7 protein-coding genes are annotated in these 17,187 nt (G+C 69.9%); all 7 read right to left on the reverse strand.

Annotation, left to right across the window (positions count from 1 at the left end; translation table 11 throughout):
- Positions 1-2: 2 nt before the first annotated feature.
- Positions 3-5,054, reverse strand: a complete 5,052-nt coding sequence (locus JI745_RS02970; protein WP_201803623.1) for a malto-oligosyltrehalose synthase — start codon at positions 5,052-5,054, stop codon at positions 3-5.
- Positions 5,047-6,891, reverse strand: a complete 1,845-nt coding sequence (gene treZ, locus JI745_RS02975; protein WP_201803625.1) for a malto-oligosyltrehalose trehalohydrolase — start codon at positions 6,889-6,891, stop codon at positions 5,047-5,049. The genes JI745_RS02970 and treZ overlap by 8 nt, the downstream gene beginning before the upstream one ends.
- 85 nt (positions 6,892-6,976) lie before the next feature.
- Complete coding sequence (gene glgX, locus JI745_RS02980; RefSeq protein ID WP_201803627.1) at positions 6,977-9,133, reverse strand: glycogen debranching protein GlgX; 2,157 nt, start codon at positions 9,131-9,133, stop codon at positions 6,977-6,979.
- Positions 9,130-9,822 carry a mechanosensitive ion channel family protein gene (locus JI745_RS02985; protein WP_201803628.1) on the reverse strand — a complete coding sequence of 231 codons (693 nt, stop codon included), beginning with the start codon at positions 9,820-9,822 and terminating at the stop codon, positions 9,130-9,132. Before JI745_RS02985 ends, glgX begins: the two co-directional genes overlap by 4 nt.
- Before the next feature lie 23 nt (positions 9,823-9,845).
- Entirely contained in the window at positions 9,846-13,223 is a 3,378-nt protein-coding gene (gene treS / locus JI745_RS02990) for a maltose alpha-D-glucosyltransferase (RefSeq protein WP_201803630.1), read from the reverse strand.
- A complete protein-coding gene (locus JI745_RS02995; protein WP_201803632.1) occupies positions 13,220-15,250 on the reverse strand; it encodes an alpha-1,4-glucan--maltose-1-phosphate maltosyltransferase in 2,031 nt (676 codons plus the stop codon). The genes treS and JI745_RS02995 overlap by 4 nt, the downstream gene beginning before the upstream one ends.
- Positions 15,228-17,144, reverse strand: coding sequence for a 1,4-alpha-glucan branching protein GlgB (gene glgB, locus JI745_RS03000; RefSeq protein WP_201803633.1), 1,917 nt, complete (start codon positions 17,142-17,144; stop codon positions 15,228-15,230). The genes JI745_RS02995 and glgB overlap by 23 nt, the downstream gene beginning before the upstream one ends.
- Positions 17,145-17,187 lie beyond the last annotated feature (43 nt).

The raw sequence follows: 17,187 nt of genomic DNA on the forward strand, positions 1-17,187 counted from the left end.
GATTACCGTGTGAAGCGCAATGCGACTGCCGGGAACAGGGAGAAGGCTTGCGCCAGTGGCAGCGGTTGGTCTTGCATGTCGAAGGGGCGCCCGGTGAGCGCGTCGGTGCAGGTGGCCGATGCGAGCTGCTCGCCGAGTGGCGAGAGGTCGACGGCCGTGTCGCCCCACACGGCTTCGCCGAACGGCAACACGCCGGGCTCCGGCGAGAGCCGAGAGAAAAAGCGCGCCACCACCACCACCAGCACCTCATGGCCGTGTTCGCGTGCATAGGCGATGGCCTGCTCGTGCCGCGCACCCGTGACCGTGAGCGGCACGTAGCGCCCGTCGCTAAAGAGCGCCGGTCGCTCGGCGCGCAGCTGCAGCAGCCGCCAGGTGAGCCAGAGCTTGGCGCGGCCGTCCTGCGGCTGCTCGGCCAGCTCGTGCAGGTGTTGCTTGAGATCGGGCTCCGATTGCATCGCCTCCAGCGCCGTCAAGTGGCAATCGCGCAGGCTGAAATCGACCGGGCGGCGGTTGTCGGGGTCGACCAAGTCGAGCGTCACGAGTTCGTTGCCCTGGTAGAGATCGGGCACGCCGGGCGAGGTGAACTTCATCAGCACCATCGAGAGGCTGTTCAGCGCGCCATACCACGCAAGCGCCGAGGCGCTCGCCTGCAGGTCGTTCAGCAGCGGGTTGGGCTGCACGCGCGCGAGCACGCCGCGCACGAAGCCCACGAGCGCCGCCTCGTAGACCTCGTCGGGGCAGACCCAGCTGGTGTGGCGCTTGGCCTCGCGTGCGGCCTTCAGCATGTACTGCTCGATGCGCTCGCGGTAGGCCGGCAAGCCCGCTTCGTCGAGCCCGCCAGCGGGCAAGGTGCCGAGCAGCGTCTGGTAGAAGAGGTACTCATCGGCGGCCGAGGGCGCCGGCGCGCCGTTGATCTCGCTCTTGTGGCTGCGCGCGAGCCGCCTCCAGCGCGCGAGGCCCAGGCGCCACGCCCCCGGCATCTCCGAGAGCACGTTGACCCGGTTGCGCACGTCTTCGGAGCGCTTGTTGTCGTGCGTCGACGTGGCGAGGATGGTGTGCGGCCAGCGCGCCGCGCGGTCGGCGGTGGCGCCGTGGAAGGCCCGCACCGTCATGCCGAAGGGGCCGGGGTCGCCGCCCACCTCGTTGAGCGACACCAGCCGGTGGTACTGGTAGAAGGCGGTGTCTTCCACGCCCTTGGCCGCCACCGGCGAGCAGAACTGCTGGAAGCGCGCCGCGAATTGCCAGGCCGCGTGTTCGGGCGGCAGCGCCACGCCGTCGGGCCCTTGCCCGCGCAGCACCCGGCTCACGAAGTCGAACACCGAGCGGTCGGGCGCGTCGCTGCGCTTGCGCGCATGGGCGACCGCCCAGTCGAGGAAGCGCAGGTCCTGCGCCGACGCCTTGCCGAGGATGTAGGTGCGGTAGACCGGCATGCAGGCCGCCACCTCGGCCAGCGCATCGCGCAGCGCATTGAAGGTGTAGTCGCGCGTGCGGCGGTCGGCGCGGGCGATGCGCATCAGCGCCGTGGCCAGCACCGTCAGCTCGGAGGCGAGCGCGGTGCGCGCCACGCTGCGCTTGCCGCGGTAGACGAGCTCGGCAAACGGCTCGCGCTCGCCGCTGAAGTGCTGCCAGATGCGGTCGAAGCGCTCGGCCGCGCTGCCATCGACCAGCACGCCGTTGACGACGGTGCCGAAGCGGTAGCCGGTGGTGCCGTGGATGGCCCAGTCCTCCGGCACGTCTTCATGCGGCGCCGCGATCTTCTCGGCCACCACGTAGAGCGGCCGGGCCGGCCGCTCGCCGCTCTGCTGCGGCGGCAGCGTGATGCCCGCACGCTCGGCGTAGCCGCTCTGCAGCTGCTGGAAGTAGCGCGCCGGGTCGTGCAGGCCGTCGGGGTGGTCGATGCGCAGGCCGTCGACCAGGCCTTGCGCCGCCAGGTCGAGCGCCATCGCATGCGTGGCCTCGAAGACGGCCGGCTCTTCCATGCGCAGCGCCGCGAGGTCGTTGATGTCGAAGAAGCGGCGGTAGTTGATCTCGTCGGCCGCCACGCGCCAGTAGGCCAGCCGGTAGTGCTGCCCTTCGTGCAATGCATGCAGGGTGTCGCGCGTCTCTTCGCCGTTGATCACCTCGAGCGCGGCGTCGATGGCCGCGGCCACCTCGGCATGGCCCTGCGCCAGCTCGGCCAGGCGCGACTTCAGCTCTTCCCGGCTGCGCGCGATCGACACGTCGAACGCCGGGCGCGCCGGCAGCGCGGCAAACGAGTCAGCCAGGCCCTCGACCTGGCCACGCGTGTGGCCATCGCCGAGCCTCTGCGCCGCCTGCGTCAGCACCAGCGCGTAGCTGCGCAGCGCGAGCGGGAAGCAATGGTCGAAATAGCGCAGCACCAGGCGGCCGCGCGTCGGCTCGAAGCCCAGGCGCAGCTGCTGGTGCGCGAGCACGTCGCCGTAATGCTCGCCGAGCACCGGCAACAGCACCTTGCCTTCGAGGTCGGCGTTGACCGGGTGCCAGTCGATGTCGAAATGGCGGGCATAGGCCGAGGCCTGGCCGTTCTCGAGCACGTCGGTCCACCAGGGGTTGTCGGCGGCGAGCACGCCCATGTGGTTGGGCACCATGTCGAGGATCAGGCCCATGCCCATCTCGCGCACGGTGTTGGCAAACCGCTCGAAGCCTTCGCGCCCGCCGAGCTCGGGGCTGATCTCGCCGTGCGCCACCACGTCGTAGCCGTGCAGGCTGCCCGGCCGTGCGCGCGAGATCGGCGAGCAGTAGAGGTGGCTCACGCCCAGGCGGTGCAGGTAGGGCAGCACGGCCAGCGCGTTGTCGAAGTTGAAGTCCTTGTGCAGCTGCAGACGGTAGGTGGCGCGCGGGATCACCGCCGCCGCCCGCCCCTGCGGCCGCGCGGCGAGCGTGCCCACCGGCGACGGGCGGATGGACGCGATGCGCGCACACAGCGCCGAGACGCGCGGGTTGTGCGCCATGGCCTCCAGCCCGAGCGGCAGCTTGCGGCGCCAGTTGGGGTGCTCGTCGACCGTGCCCGGCAGGTTGGCCTGGTCGGGCACGCCGAGCGCGTCTTCCAGCTGCACCATCATCAGCTGCGCGGGCGTGCTGGCCACGTAGGCATGCACCGCCTCCGACACGGCCCGTGCCAGGGGCTGCGTGCCACTCGCATCGATGTGTCCTTCGGTCGGCAGCAGGCCGCGCTGCTGGAGGGCGTTGAGCAGGCGCAGCCGGTCGTGGGCGCGCTCGGCGCGCTGCTGCTCGTGCATCTGCGGCGTGGGGAAGAGGTTGAGCGCCTGCCGCACGTCGAGGTCGTGCCCGCGCCACCAGCCCGCGAGCGTGGCCAGGTCATGCGTGCTCACCGCCACCAGCGACTTGTGCGGGTAGGCCTCGGGCGCCTTGAAGGCACCGCCGTGCTCGCGCTCGAAGTACAGCAGCCGATACGACAGCAGCTGCCGCTCCTGCATGGCCGAGCGCATCTCGTCAGCCACGGTGCCGAGGTCTTCGCCGATCACCATGCAGCGGTTGCGCTCGCTCTCGATCGCCACGATGGCGAGCAGCGCCTGCAGCGGGTAGAGCACGTAGGCGCCCTCGCGCGCCGAGCTGCCAGGCGGGATCCAGTACAGCCGCATCAGACCCATCACGTGGTCGATGCGCACCGCGCCCGCATGGCGCATCGCCGCGCGCAGGGTGGCCACGAAGAGGCTCACGTCGCGCAGCAGGCCGTCGGGCTTGAGCGGTGGCAGGCCCCAGCCCTGCCCGTTCGGGTTGACCTCATCGGGCGGCGCGCCCACCGTCGCGCCCTGCGCATAGGCCGCCTGGTGGCCCCAGGTGTCGGAGCCCGCGCGGTCGACCGAGACCGCGAGGTCGAGGTACAGCCCGACCGCCATGCCGCGCTCGCGGCAGCGGCGCGACAGCCGCGCGAGCTGCAGGTCGGCCTGCCACTGCAGGTATTCGTGGTACTCGACCTCCTCTTCGTGCTCGGCAATGAAGCGCTGCACCTCGGGCGACTCGGGCTTGCGGTAGGCCTCGGGCCAGACCGGCCAGCCCCAGACCAGCGAGTCCTTCGCATGGAAGTGCGCCTGCAGGGCCTCGAAGCTCGCATGCAGGCGCAGGCCCGGCGCGCGCGCGGCCTGGAAGCGGCGGAACTCTGCCGCGCGGCTGCTGCCGGTCGCGAGATGCCGCTCTCGGAAGCACGCATACAGCGTGCGCAGCACTTCGGCCTTGGCCTGTGCGACGCCGGCGTAGTCGACCGTGGGCGTGGCGCGCAGGGCTGCGAGCCGCGCCTGGAACCCGGGCGAGGCGAGCTGCTGGCGCGCGGGCTCGCACTCCTGCAGGTCGGGCAGCGCTTCCACGTCGAGGTAGAGCGTGTTGAGCTGCTGCCGCGACGACGGGCTGTACGGGCTCATGTGCAACGGGTTGTGGCCGAACATCGCGTGCAGCGGGTTCACGCCCACGATGCCGGCACCTTGCGCGCTCCACTGCTCGATGACGGTGGCGAGGTCGCCGAAGTCGCCGATGCCCCAGTTGCGGTCGGAGCGCAGCGCGTAGAGCTGCACCGCCGGGCCCCAGGTGCGGCCACCCGCCAAGGCGGGTGGCTCGTGGCAATGCGCGGGGGCGGCCACGAGCAGCGTGTCCTCGGGCCAGCCTTCGAGCTGCAGGCGGTGGTAGCCCGCAGGCAGCGGCACGCCCGGCCGCAGCTGAAGCTGCGCCATGCCCGTGTCGCCGAGCGGCAGTTCGCCCTGGTGCAGGGCCCCACCCTCTTCCGTGATCGACCAGCGCAGGGCCCGCAGCGGCGCCTGCAAGCGCACCGGCACTGCCCAGTCGGTGCTGCCGGCGTCCAGGGCGACGAGCGCCGGCTTGCCCTCGCGCTCCTGCGCGGCCTTGGCTGCGCGCTCTGCGGCGGTGGCGGCTTCGACGGTGGCGGCGTCGACGCCCAGCTCGCCGAGCAGCTTCACCAGCGCCTCGTTCGAGGCCTCATGGCGCTTGCCCCACACGTCGTGGAACACGGTGAGCACGCCGTAGCGCTCGCACAGGCGCTCGAGGGCTTGGCGCAGCTCATCCATGGCGCACCTCGCTGGCCGGCGACACCTCCTCCAGCGCCACCAGCACGGCGCCCGGCGGCCAGCGGCCTTCCGGGCCCACATGTCGGGCATGCACCACGCGGCCCGAGGGCAGCGCGGTGCCCGCGACTTCGGTGTCGGTCAGGTTGGCCACCAGGTGCCACTGCGCACCTGTGCCGAGCGGCCAGCTCACGTGGAGCAGTCCGCCGTCGAAACGGTAGCGGCCACCTGCCGTCGCGGCTTGCAGGCGCGGCACGAGGTGTTCACGCCGCAAGGTGAGCAGCTCGCGGATGGTGGCGAGCCGCTCGGCGTGTGCGCCCTGCTCGCGCTCCGGCCAGCGCAGCTTGGCCGACTCGAAGGTGGCCGGTGCGTTGGGGTCGGGAATGCGCTCGCGCGCCGCCGGGTTGGCGAAGGCCGCGAAACGCGCGAACTCGTTGCGCCGGCCTTCCGAGACGGCCTGCGCCAGCTCGGGCCCGAGCGCGCAGAAATACGGGAACGGCGTCGACGCCGCGAACTCCTCGCCCATGAAGAGCATGGGCGCGTGGGGCGACAGCAGCAGGCAGGCATACGCCGCGTCCAGCCGCACCGGGTCGGCGAGCTCGGTGATCCGCTCGCCGAATGCGCGGTTGCCCACTTGGTCGTGGTTCTGCAGGAAGGAGACGAATGCCCCCGGCGGCAGGTGCCCGCTCGGCTCACCGTGCGGCACGCCGCCGCGGTGCGCGGAGGGCTGGCCCTGGTAGATGAAGCCCTGCGCCAGGGCACGGGCGAAGCGGCCCACGGGACCGTCGGCGTAGTCGCCGTAGTAGCCGTCGGTCTCGCCGGTCAGCATCACGTGGGCGGCGTGGTGCAGGTCGTCGTTCCACTGCGCGGTGGCAAAGAGCGGCTGGCCGTCGCTGCCGCGCTCGAGCAGGCTCGCGCGGTTGCCGTCGTGCTCGAACACCACGTGCACCGGCCGCTGGGCAGCGTTGCCGAAGGCCCGCACCGCCTGCGCAATCTCGGCGGCGATGGGCAGCGGCGAGCTGTCGTGGATGGCGTGCACCGCGTCGAGCCGCAGGCCGTCGAAGTGGAACTCCTCCACCCAGTACAGCGCGTTGTGGCGGAAGAAGTCGCGCACGGCCTCGCTGTGCGGGCCGTCGAAGTTGATCGCCGCGCCCCAGGGCGTGCGCTTGGCTTCGTTGAAGAACTGCGGGCAGTAGACGTGCAGGTAGTTGCCTTCGGGGCCGAAGTGGTTGTAGACCACGTCGAGCAGCACCATCAGGCCGAGGCGGTGCGCGGTGTCGACGAAGGCCTTCAGCTCGTCGGGCGTGCCGTACGACGCATCGGGCGCAAACGGCAGCACGCCGTCGTAGCCCCAGCCGCAGCGGCCGGGGAAGTCGGCCACCGGCATCAGCTCGATGGCGGTGATGCCGAGCTGCACCAGCTCGGGCAGGCGCGCCGCTGCGGCCTTGAAGCTGCCCTCGGGCGTGAACGCACCCACGTGCAGCTCGTAGACCACCGCCTCGTGCCAGGGCCGGCCGCGCCAGCCGGCGTCTTGCCAGCGGTAGGCCCGCGGGTCGACCACCACGCTCGCGCCGTGCACGTCGCCCGGGTTGTGGCGCGACGCGGGGTCGGGCACGAGGAGGTCGTGGCCGGTGTCGAAACGGTAAGGCGTGCCGGGCCCGGCATCGACCGCGAGCGCTTCGTGCCAGCCGTCGCGCACCGCCTGCAGGGGGATGCGCGTGGGCTTGGCGTCGGTGCCGAGCACCAGCGTCACCTGAGGGGCGGCCGGCGCCCACAGGCGGAAGTCGGTACGGCCGTCGTCGCGCACTGCCGCGCCGAACGGCATGCGGTGTGAATTCATGACAGCCCCTCGCTCGCTGAGTACAGCGATCGATCCCCCGAGGGGATGCAGGCCGGCTCGGGAGCGGCCCAGCGCTCGGCCTGCTTCATGATGCCTCCCGTCCATGCGCCGGCCGGCGCAAGACTGCCATCGCGCGGCACTTCATCGTGTAGCTCTCGCCCGGTGCGAGGGCCCTGGCCTCCGGCGTGCCGGTGGCGACCGAGGTGTCGACGGCCACCTGCCAGGGCTCGGTGCCGATCTTGGGGATGAGGAAGTCCATGTCCTCGTGGTGAGCGTTGAAGAGCAAGAGGAAGTCGTCGTCGAAAAGCGGCTGGCCGCGTGCATCGTCACCGGCAAGCGCGATGCCCGGCAGGTACATGCCCAGGCAGCGGGCGAAATCGGTCGCCCATTCGGCCTCGGTCATCTCCTCGCCATCGGGGCGCAGCCAGATCAGGTCCTTCAGGCCCTCCCCGATCTCCTTGCCGGCAAAGAAGTCGCGCCGGCGGAAGGTCGGGTGGTCGCGCCGCAGGGCCGTGAGCTTCTGCGTGAAGGCGAGCAGCGCGCTGCGCTCGGGCGTCATCTGCCAGTCGAGCCAGCTCATCTCGTTGTCCTGGGCGTAGGCGTTGTTGTTGCCGCCCTGCGTGCGGCCCATCTCGTCGCCAGCCAGCAGCATGGGCACGCCCTGCGACAGGAAGAGCGTGGCCAGCAGGTTGCGCTTCTGCCGCTCGCGCAGGGCCAGCACCTCGGGGTCGTCGGTCTCGCCTTCGGTGCCGCAGTTCCACGACAGGTTGTGGTTGTGGCCGTCGCGGTTGTCCTCGCCGTTGGCCTCGTTGTGCTTGTCGTTGTAGGAGACGACGTCGTGCAGCGTGAAGCCGTCGTGCGCGGCCATGAAGTTGACGCTGGCGGTGGGCCGGCGGTGGGCGTGGGCATAGAGGTCGGACGAGCCGGTGAGCCGGCGTGCGAACTCGCCGATCACCCCGCCGTCGCCCTTCCAGTAGCTGCGCATGCCGTCGCGGTACTTGTCGTTCCACTCGGCCCAGCCGGGCGGGAAGCGGCCGACCTGGTAGCCGTCTTCCCCCAGGTCCCAGGGCTCGGCGATGAGCTTCACGCGCGAGAGCACCGGGTCCTGCCGCACGGCGGCGAGGAAGGCGCCGCGGTGCGCCACCTTGCCGTGCTCGCGCGTGAGCGTGGTGGCCAGGTCGAAGCGGAAGCCGTCGACGTGCATCTCCTCCACCCAGTGGCGCAGCGAATCCATCACCAGCTGCAGCACGCGCGGATGCTGCACATTGAGCGAATTGCCGCAACCGGTGTAGTCCGCGCAGTAGCGCGGGTCGTCGGCCGGCGCGTAGTAGACCGCGTTGTCGATGCCGCGCAGGCCGACCGTCGGCCCCAGGTGGTTGCCTTCGCAGGTGTGGTTGTAGACCACGTCGAGGATCACCTCGATGCCCGCGCTGTGCAGCGACTTGACCATGCTCTTGAACTCGCGCACCGGGTCGGTGGTGAAGGCATAGCGCGGCTCGGGGGCGAAGAAGCCGAAGGTGTTGTAGCCCCAGTAGTTCTGCATGCCCTTCTCGTCGAGGTGCCGGTCGTTGAGGTAGGCATGCACCGGCAGCAGCTCGACGGCCGTCACGCCCAGGCGGCGCAGGTGGTCGATGGACGCCTCGCTCGCAAGGCCCGCGTAGGTGCCGCGCAGCGCCTCGGGCACGCCGGGGTGGCGCATGGTGAAGCCGCGCACGTGGGTCTCGTAGATCACCGTGTCGCTCCACGGCACCTGCGGGTGGCGGTCGCTGTTCTGGTCATCGCTCCAGGTGAAGGCCGGGTCGACGATGCGGCACTTGGGCATGTAGGTGGCGCTCTCGCGGCGGTCGAACGAGAGGTCGGCACGGCGGTGGCCCACGGTGTAGCCGTAGAGCGCGTCGCTCCAGCGCAGCTTGCCGACGAAGTCCTGCGCGTAGGGGTCGATCAGCAGCTTGTGCGGGTTGAAGCGGTGCCCTTCCTCGGGCCTGTAGGGGCCGTGCACGACGTAGCCGTAGGCCATGCCGGGGCGCGCCTGCGGCAGGTAGCAGTGCCAGACGTTGTCGGTGCGCTCGCGCAGGGCGATGCGCTGGCGCTCCCGGCGGCCGCGCTCGTCGAAGAAGACGAGCTCGACCTTCTCGGCATGCTGCGAATACAGCGCAAAGTTGACGCCCTCGCCGTCCCAGGTGGCGCCACGTGGATACGGCCGGCCGGGCCAGACGGTGGTGATCGGAACATCTCTTGTCATGGGAGCTCGTCAGGGTCGGTGGGCTTCGGTGCCGGCCACCAGCGCTCGAGGTGCGCCGCCGCCCACCGCTGCCCGCCGAGCCCGAAGGCCAGCGCCAGCGCGAACACGATGCCGCCGAGCACGATGAGGAAGGCCCAGCTGATGATGCGGCCGCCGATGTCGAGCTGGTCGAAGGCGATCATCACGACGAAGACCAGGATGGCGTAGCGCGAGAGCGCGCCGAGGGCCTGCGCGTCGGGCAGGCCGACGCCGCGGCAGTAGGTGATGACGGCGTTGCCCACGAAGCGGGCGAAATACGCGCCGAAGGCGAGGATGAGCACCGCCACGATCACCTTGGGCAGGAAGAGCATCACCTTGCCCAGCAGATCGGTCACGTGCGCGAGGCCCATGCCGTTGAAGGCGACTACCAGCGCCGCGAAGACCACGAGCCAGTAGACGAGCGCGGCCAGCACGGCGGCGGTGTCGGCCTGCGTGCCGCCGCGCTGCAGGAAGCCGTCGAGCCCGGAGCGCTCGGTGACGATGTGGAAGTTGATCGCGCGCAGGCCGCGCTGCACCGCGAAGCGCGCGGCTTTCGCGAGCAGGAAGCCCACCAGCAGCACGAGGATCGCCACCGCCAGACTGGGCAGGAAGGCGCCCACCTGCACGAGAAAGGCCCGCACGGGCTCCAGCATCACGTCGACTCGGTCCATGATCGGTTTCTCCATCCGGCGTTTCAGCGCGGCGCCAGCCCGAGGATCCCGCCGAGCGGGATGCCCACCCAGTCGGGCCGGTTGTTGAGCTCGTAGCGAAGCTCGTAGAAGGCCTTCTCCAGCTCGAAGAGGGACAGCAGGCCCAGCTGCGACTCGAAGGATTCGTACAGCGCACTGCCGCTCACTGCATTGGCATAGCCGCGCAGGAAGGCGGCGCGTGTCTCGGCCTCCCACGCTGCGGCGAAGGGCTCGAGCTGCGCCACTTCATCGGGCAGGGCCGCGAGGCCGCGCAGGCCGCCGGCGCGCGCGTAGCTGAACGAGCGCAGCATGCCGGCCACGTCGCGCAGCGGCGACTGGCGCTCGCGCCGCTCGTCGAAGCTGCGGCCGGGCTCGCCTTCGAAATCGATGATGACGAAGTCGTTGCGCACCAGCAGCACCTGCCCGAGGTGGAAGTCGCCGTGCACGCGGGTCTTGAGCGCGCGGCCGGTGAGCTGCGTGCTGCGCGCGATCAGATCGAGCAGCGCACGCTCGGCCGCGAGCACCGCCTGGGCCTGCTCCAGCGCGGCGCCCTCGAGGCGTGGCAGGGCCGCTCTCAGCATCGTGAACGTCTGGCGGGCTTCGGCCATGGCCCGGTCGCGCCAGGCCGCCACGTCGCTGGCGGCGAGCGGCTCGGGCCTGAAGGCCGGGTCGTCGCTGGGTGTGGCGAAGGCGAGGTGCAGCTCGCCCGTGCGCCGGCCGAGCGTCTCGGCCAGGGTGAGATAGGCGCCGTGCACGTCGTCGAGCCGGTTGCCCTGCGAGCGCTGCAGGTCGAGCGCGCGCTGCAGGTAGGCCAGCGTGTAGGCCCAGCCGTCGCCCTGGTTCGACACGTAGGCCTGCAGGATCGCAAGCGTGAGCACGCCGCCGTCGGCCCCGCGGTACTCCAGCACGCCGGCCACCGGGACGCAGTGCGCGAAGTTGGCCACTTCGGTGAGGAAGCGCCCCACCTCGAATTCCGGGTTCACGCCCGGGCGCAGGCGGCGGTAACCCTTGAGGAAGAGCCGCTCGCCGAAGGTGACGATGGTGTTGCTGCTCGCGGCCTGCGGGCGGCCGACGGGTACCTTGTAGAGATCCGGCCCGGAGAGCTCGGCGTAGGCGGTGGTCGGCAGGAAGCGCAGCGTGCCGCTTGCCGTGCGCAGCTCGCGGCGCTGGCCCATCGCGGCCACGACCGCGCGGCAGAAGCGCTCGTCGGCAAAGGCATCGCCCATCACGCCCACGGCGGCCTGCTGGCGGACGCGGGCGATGGCGGCGGTGCCGAGCGCGCGGTAGCGCTCCTCGTCGCCCTCCTGGTTGGCGTCTTCCCAGGCCAGCGACAGCGGCACGAAATAGGTCGACGCTTCGGCGGGACCGTCGAGCTCCAGCAGCGGCATCAGCCAGCCGTTGGCCTTGCCCAGTCCGTCGCGCTCGCCGTCGTCCCACACGGCGTGGTCGACGAGGCGTGCCCGCTGCAGGGCCGTGCCCTTGGCGCCGTACCAGCGCTGCTGCTCGATGTGGCGCGGCAACGTGTCGGTCTCGAACTGCGCGCGGGTCTTCACCGCGAGGCCAATGCGCCATGGCACCACCTGGTCGCGGAAGATGCTGTTCCAGCCATCGAAGAGCACCACCACCGGCCGGTCTTCGGCGGGCAGCATCGGCTGGTGCCAGCTCGGCTCGGCCGCATCGGTGCTGAGCTGGAACCAGTAGAAGCCGTGCTTGGGCAGCGTGAGCAGGTACGGCAGTTCGCCGACCGGCGGAAAGGCGGTGCGGCCGAGCAGTTCCACCAGCACGCGGCCCTTGAAGACCGACAGGTCGAGCTCGACCGGCTGTGCCGAGCGTGCGAGGTTGGCCACGCAGAGGATGACCTCGTCGCTGCCGTCTTCGTTGCGGTAGGTGCGCAGGTAGGCCAGCACCTTGCGGTTGCCCGGCTTCAGGAACAGCAGCTCGCCGCGGCCGAAGGCGCGGCTGGTGTTGCGCACCGCGAGCATGCGCCGCATCCAGTGCAGCAGCGACGACGGGTCGCGCAGCTGCGACTCGACGTTGACCGCCTCGTAGCCGTAGATGGCGTCCATGATCGGCGGCAGGTAGAGCCGCTGCGGGTCGGCGCGCGAGAAGCCGGCGTTGCGGTCGGGGCTCCACTGCATCGGGGTGCGCACGCCGTTGCGGTCGCCGATGAAGATGTTGTCGCCCATGCCGATCTCGTCGCCGTAGTAGACGATGGGCGAGCCGCGCATCGACAGCAGCAGGCTGTTCATCAGCTTGATGCGGTCGATGTCGTTGTCCATCAGCGGGGCGAGGCGCCTGCGGATGCCGAGGTTGATGCGCGCGCGCGGGTCGGCCGCATAGGTGCCGTACATGTAGTCGCGCTCCTTGCTCGTCACCATCTCGAGCGTGAGCTCGTCGTGATTGCGCAGGAAGATGGCCCACTGGCAGCTCTGCGGGATCTCGGGCGTCTGCGCCATGATCTCGGTGAGCGGGTAACGGTCTTCCTGCGCGATGGCCATGTACATGCGCGGCATCAGCGGGAAGTGATAGGCCATGTGGCACTCGTCACCTTCGCCGAAATACTCGCGCACGTCTTCGGGCCACTGGTTGGCCTCGGCCAGCAGGAAGCGATTCGGGTAGTTGGCGTCGATGGCCGCCCGCAGCTGCTTGATGATCGCGTGCGTCTCGGGCAGGTTCTCGTTGTTGGTGCCTTCGCGTTCGATGAGATAGGGAATCGCATCGAGGCGGAAGCCGTCGACCCCCATGTCGAGCCAGAAGCGCATCACCTTGAAGATGGCTTCGAGCACGCGCGGGTTGTCGAAATTGAGATCGGGCTGGTGGCTGAAGAAGCGGTGCCAGAAATAGGCCTTGGCGACCGGGTCCCAGGTCCAGTTGGAGGTCTCGGTGTCGGTGAAGATGATGCGGGTGCCGCGGTACTTGTCGTCGGTGTCGCTCCAGACGTAGAAGTCGCGCTCGGGCGAGCCGGGCGGCGCCTTGCGCGCGGCCTGGAACCACGGGTGCTGGTCGCTGGTGTGGTTGATGACGAGCTCGGTGATGACCTTCAGGTCGCGCTTGTGCGCCTCGTCGAGCATCTGCTTGAAGTCGTCGAGCGTGCCGTACTGCGGGTTGACGTCGAGGTAGTCGGCGATGTCGTAGCCGTCGTCCTTCAGCGGCGACGGGTAGAACGGCATCAGCCAGATGGTGTTGACGCCCAGGTCCTTCACGTAGTCGAGCCGCGAGGTCACGCCCTGGAAGTCGCCCACGCCGTCGCCGTTGCTGTCGACGAAGGCCTTGACGTTGAGTTGGTAGATGACGGCGTCCTGGTACCAGAGCGCGGCATTCGTCACCGGCGTGGTCGGGCCGCCTTCCGCGGCGCGCAGGTGCGGGGTGTGGGGTGCGTTCATCGTTGGAACGACTCCGAGTCACGCTCGTTGCGAACGCCGCGGCGCAGGCGCATCACATGGGCCTGGCCGGGTTGGAGGATCACGAAGTTGCGCGCGCCGCGCCAGATGAAGCTCTGCTGGTTGAGCAGGTCGTCGAGCTCGTAGGCATCGCCCGGCTGGGTGAGGCCGAGCCAGGTGGTGTCGAGCTCGATCCAGCCCGACTGCTGGAAGCGCACGTCGAGGTTGACGACGCACAGGATGAGGTTGTCGCCATCGTGGGTGCGCTTGGCGTAGGCGAGCAGCTGCTCGTTGTCCGACTTGAAGAACTCCAGGCCGGCATTGCTCTGCAAGGCGCGGTTCTCGCGGCGGATGGCGTTGAGCCGCGTCATCAGGGGCTGCAGGCTGTCGGCGCGGTTGAGGTCCCAGTGGCGCAACTGGTATTTCTCGGAGTGCAGGTACTCCTCGCTGCCCGCGCTGCGCGGGGTGTTCTCCATCAGCTCGTAGGCCGGGCCGTAGACGCCGTAGTTCGCGCTCAGCGTGGCGGCCAGCACGAGGCGCATCTCGAATGCCGGCCGGCCCTGGCCGTGCAGGTGCTCGGAGAGGATGTCGGGCGTGTTGGGCCAGGCGTTGGGGCGGAAGTAGTGCCGGCCCGGGCCTTGGCTGAGCTCGGTGAAGTACTCGGTGAGCTCTTCGGCGGTGTTGCGCCAGGTGAAGTAGGTGTACGACTGGTTGTAGCCGAGCTTGGCCAGCCGGTGCATCACCTTCGGCCGGGTGAAGGCTTCGGCCAGGAAGAGCACATCGGGGTGCTGCTTGCGGATCTCGCCGATGCACCACTCCCAGAACGCGAACGACTTGGTGTGCGGGTTGTCGACGCGGAAGATGCGCACGCCCTCCCCGATCCAATGGTCGAAGATGCTCTTGAGCTCGACCCACAGCGCCTGCCAGTCCTCGGTCTCGAAGTTGAAGGGGTAGATGTCCTGGTACTTCTTGGGCGGGTTCTCGGCGTACTGCACCGTGCCGTCGGGCCGCCAGCGGAACCACTGCGGGTGCTGCTTGACGTAGGGGTGGTCGGGGGCGCACTGCAGCGCGATGTCGAGCGCGATCTCGAGGCCGAGCTCGTTGGCACGCTTGACCACGCGGCGGAAGTCTTCCGGTGTGCCGAGTGCCGGCAGGATGCTCTTGTGGCCGCCTTCGGCCGCGCCGATGGCCCACGGGCTGCCCACGTCGCCGGGCTCGGTGGTGAGCGCGTTGTTCTTGCCCTTGCGCTTCTCGCGCCCGATCGGGTGGATGGGCGGGAAGTAGACGACGTCGAAGCCCATCTCGGCGATGCGTGGCAGCTGCCTTTCAACATCGCTGAAGCGGCCGTGCATGCCGGGCTCTTCCGACGTCGAGCGTGGGAAGAGTTCGTACCAGGCGCTGAAGCCGGCGCGTTCGCGGTCGGCGACCAGCGGCAGCACCTTGCCGGACGACACGCCCAACGATCGGTCGGGGTAGCGGTCGACCAGCTGGGCCTGCAGCGGGTCGAGCGCCAGCGCCTTCAGCGCCTCGACCTCGTGCGGCTCGTCGGCCGGCTTCTTGAGCGCAGCCGAGAAGCGCAGCAGCGCCTCGCGGTCATCGCCCTTCGCGCGCGCCGCCGCTTCGTCGACCAGCTCGGCGCCCACGCGTGCGGCGATGCGGATGTCGTCGGCGTCCACGCGCCGCGCGAGCTCGGCGCGCCACGAGCGGAAGTGGTCGACCCAGGCCACCGCCTCGTAGTTGTAGCGGCCCGGCACCGAGGTCGTGAAGCTCGCATGCCACTCGTCGTTCCACTTGAGCTTCATCTCCACTTCCTGCACCGCGTGGCCTTCCTGGTGCCACAGCAGCATCACGCGCAGCACGTCGTGGCCATCGGTGAAGGCGTGCACCGTCACATGGAAGGGCTGGCCGGCGATGCACTTGGCCGGGAATCGGCCGCCGTCGACGCAGGGCAGCACGGCGTCGATGACCGCACGCCGGCGGCCGTCGGGCGGCATGCCTTGCGGTGCCTCAGTCAGCTTCGCGCGGGCCATGGGGCTCCTGTTGCAGCACGAGGGTGGACAAGGGCGGCAAGGTCAGGCTCACCGAGCAGGGCCGGCCGTGCCAGGGGATGGTCTGCGCGTCGACACCGCCGAGATTGCCCCAGCCGGCCCCGCCGTAGTCGGCGGCGTCGCTGTTGAGCACCTCGCGCCAGTGGCCGGGCAGCGGCACGCCGATGCGGTAGCGCTGGCGCGGCAGCGGTGTCAGGTTGCACACGACGAGCAGCGTGGCGCCCCTTCCCTTCGGCTTGCGCAGGAAGGCGAGCACGCTGGCGCTCGAATCGTCGGACACCGCCCACTCGAAGCCCTCGTGCGAGAAGTCGACCTCGTACAGCGCCGGGTGCTCGCGCAGCAGGTGGTTCAGGTCGCGCACGTAGCGCATCAGGCCGCCGTGCTCGGGGCGCTCGGTCACATGCCATTCGAGCTGGCCTTCGTGCGTCCACTCGCGGCGCTGGCCGAACTCGCCGCCCATGAAGAGCAGCTTCTTGCCGGGGTGCGCCCACATGTAGCCGTAGAGCGCGCGCAGGTTGGCGAACTGCTGCCAGCTGTCGCCCGGCATCTTGTTGATGAGCGAGCCCTTGCCGTAGACCACCTCGTCGTGCGAGAGCGGCAGCACGAAGTTCTCGTGGAAGGCATAGACCAGCGAGAAGGTCAGCTGGCCGTGGTGGTACTTGCGGTGGATGGGGTCGAGCTTGAAGAACGCGAGCGTGTCGTGCATCCAGCCCATGTTCCACTTCATGCCGAAGCCGAGGCCGCCCGCCGAGGTGGGCCGCGAGACCTGCGGCCACGCGGTGGACTCCTCGGCGATGCTCACCGTGTCGGGGTGCTCGCGATAGACCGCTTCGTTGAGCGTGCGCAGGAAGGTGATGGCCTCGAAGTTCTCTCGCCCGCCGTTGTCGTTGGGCACCCATTCGCCCGGCTTGCGGGCGTAGTCGAGGTAGAGCATCGAGGCCACCGCGTCGACGCGCAGGCCGTCGAGGTGGTACTGGTCGAGCCAGAACATCGCCGACGAGAGCAGGAAGCTCCTCACCTCGTTGCGGCCGTAGTTGAAGATGCTGGAGTTCCACTCCGGGTGGAAGCCCTGGCGCGGGTCGGCGTGCTCGTAGAGGTGCGTGCCGTCGAAGTACTGCAGGCCGTGTTCGTCGGTCGGGAAATGCGACGGCACCCAGTCGAGGATCACACCGATGCCGCGCTGGTGCAGGTGGTCCACGAAGTACATGAAATCCTGCGGCGTGCCGTAACGCGCGGTGGGCGCGAAGTAGCCGGTCGTCTGGTAACCCCAGGAGCCGTAGAACGGGTGCTCGGTCACCGGCATCAGCTCTACATGGGTGAAGCCGAGCTCGCTCACGTGATCGGCCACCAGGTGGGCGAGCTCGCGGTAGTTGTAGTACGGCACCGGTGCGGCCGGGTCGGGCCGGCGCCACGAGCCCAGGTGCAGCTCGTAGATGCTGATGGGGGCCCCGAGGCCGTTCTTCGTGGCGCGGCTGGCCATCCAGTCGGCGTCGTGCCAGTCATAGTCGAGCGACCACAAGCGCGAGGCGGTGGCTGGCGGCAGCTCGGAGACGACAGCGTACGGGTCGGCCTTGTCGACGCGGTAGCCGCCGTGGCGCGAGACGATGTGGAACTTGTAGGCCTGGCCGTGGCGCGCCGCGGGCACGCGCCCTTCCCAGATGCCGCTGCTGTCAGGGCGCGCGCGCAGGCGGTCGATGCTCGGGTCCCAGCCGTTCCAGTCGCCGATCACGGACACCTCGGCGGCATTGGGGGCCCACACGGCGAAACGCGCACCGTCGCCCTCCAGGCGGCCGCCGAGCTTGTCGTACAGGCGTGCGTGGGTGCCTTCCCGGAACAGGTAGACGTCCTGGTCGCCGAGCGTCGCGGGGTTGCTCAAAGCAGACCTCCGCAGGCAAAGATGCCCGTGAGCAGGGCAGCTT

The organism is Piscinibacter sp. HJYY11, from assembly GCF_016735515.1.
In the GTDB taxonomy this organism is placed as follows: Bacteria; Pseudomonadota; Gammaproteobacteria; order Burkholderiales; family Burkholderiaceae_C; genus Rhizobacter.

Excerpts from the sequence above, each read along its gene's own strand:
- JI745_RS02970 (WP_201803623.1), bottom strand. The coding sequence starts at position 5,054 with ATGGATGAGCTGCGCCAAGCCCTCGAGCGCCTGTGCGAGCGCTACGGC.
- treZ (WP_201803625.1), bottom strand. The coding sequence starts at position 6,891 with ATGAATTCACACCGCATGCCGTTCGGCGCGGCAGTGCGCGACGACGGC.
- glgX (WP_201803627.1), bottom strand. The coding sequence starts at position 9,133 with ATGACAAGAGATGTTCCGATCACCACCGTCTGGCCCGGCCGGCCGTAT.
- JI745_RS02985 (WP_201803628.1), bottom strand. The coding sequence starts at position 9,822 with ATGGACCGAGTCGACGTGATGCTGGAGCCCGTGCGGGCCTTTCTCGTG.
- treS (WP_201803630.1), bottom strand. The coding sequence starts at position 13,223 with ATGAACGCACCCCACACCCCGCACCTGCGCGCCGCGGAAGGCGGCCCG.
- JI745_RS02995 (WP_201803632.1), bottom strand. The coding sequence starts at position 15,250 with ATGGCCCGCGCGAAGCTGACTGAGGCACCGCAAGGCATGCCGCCCGAC.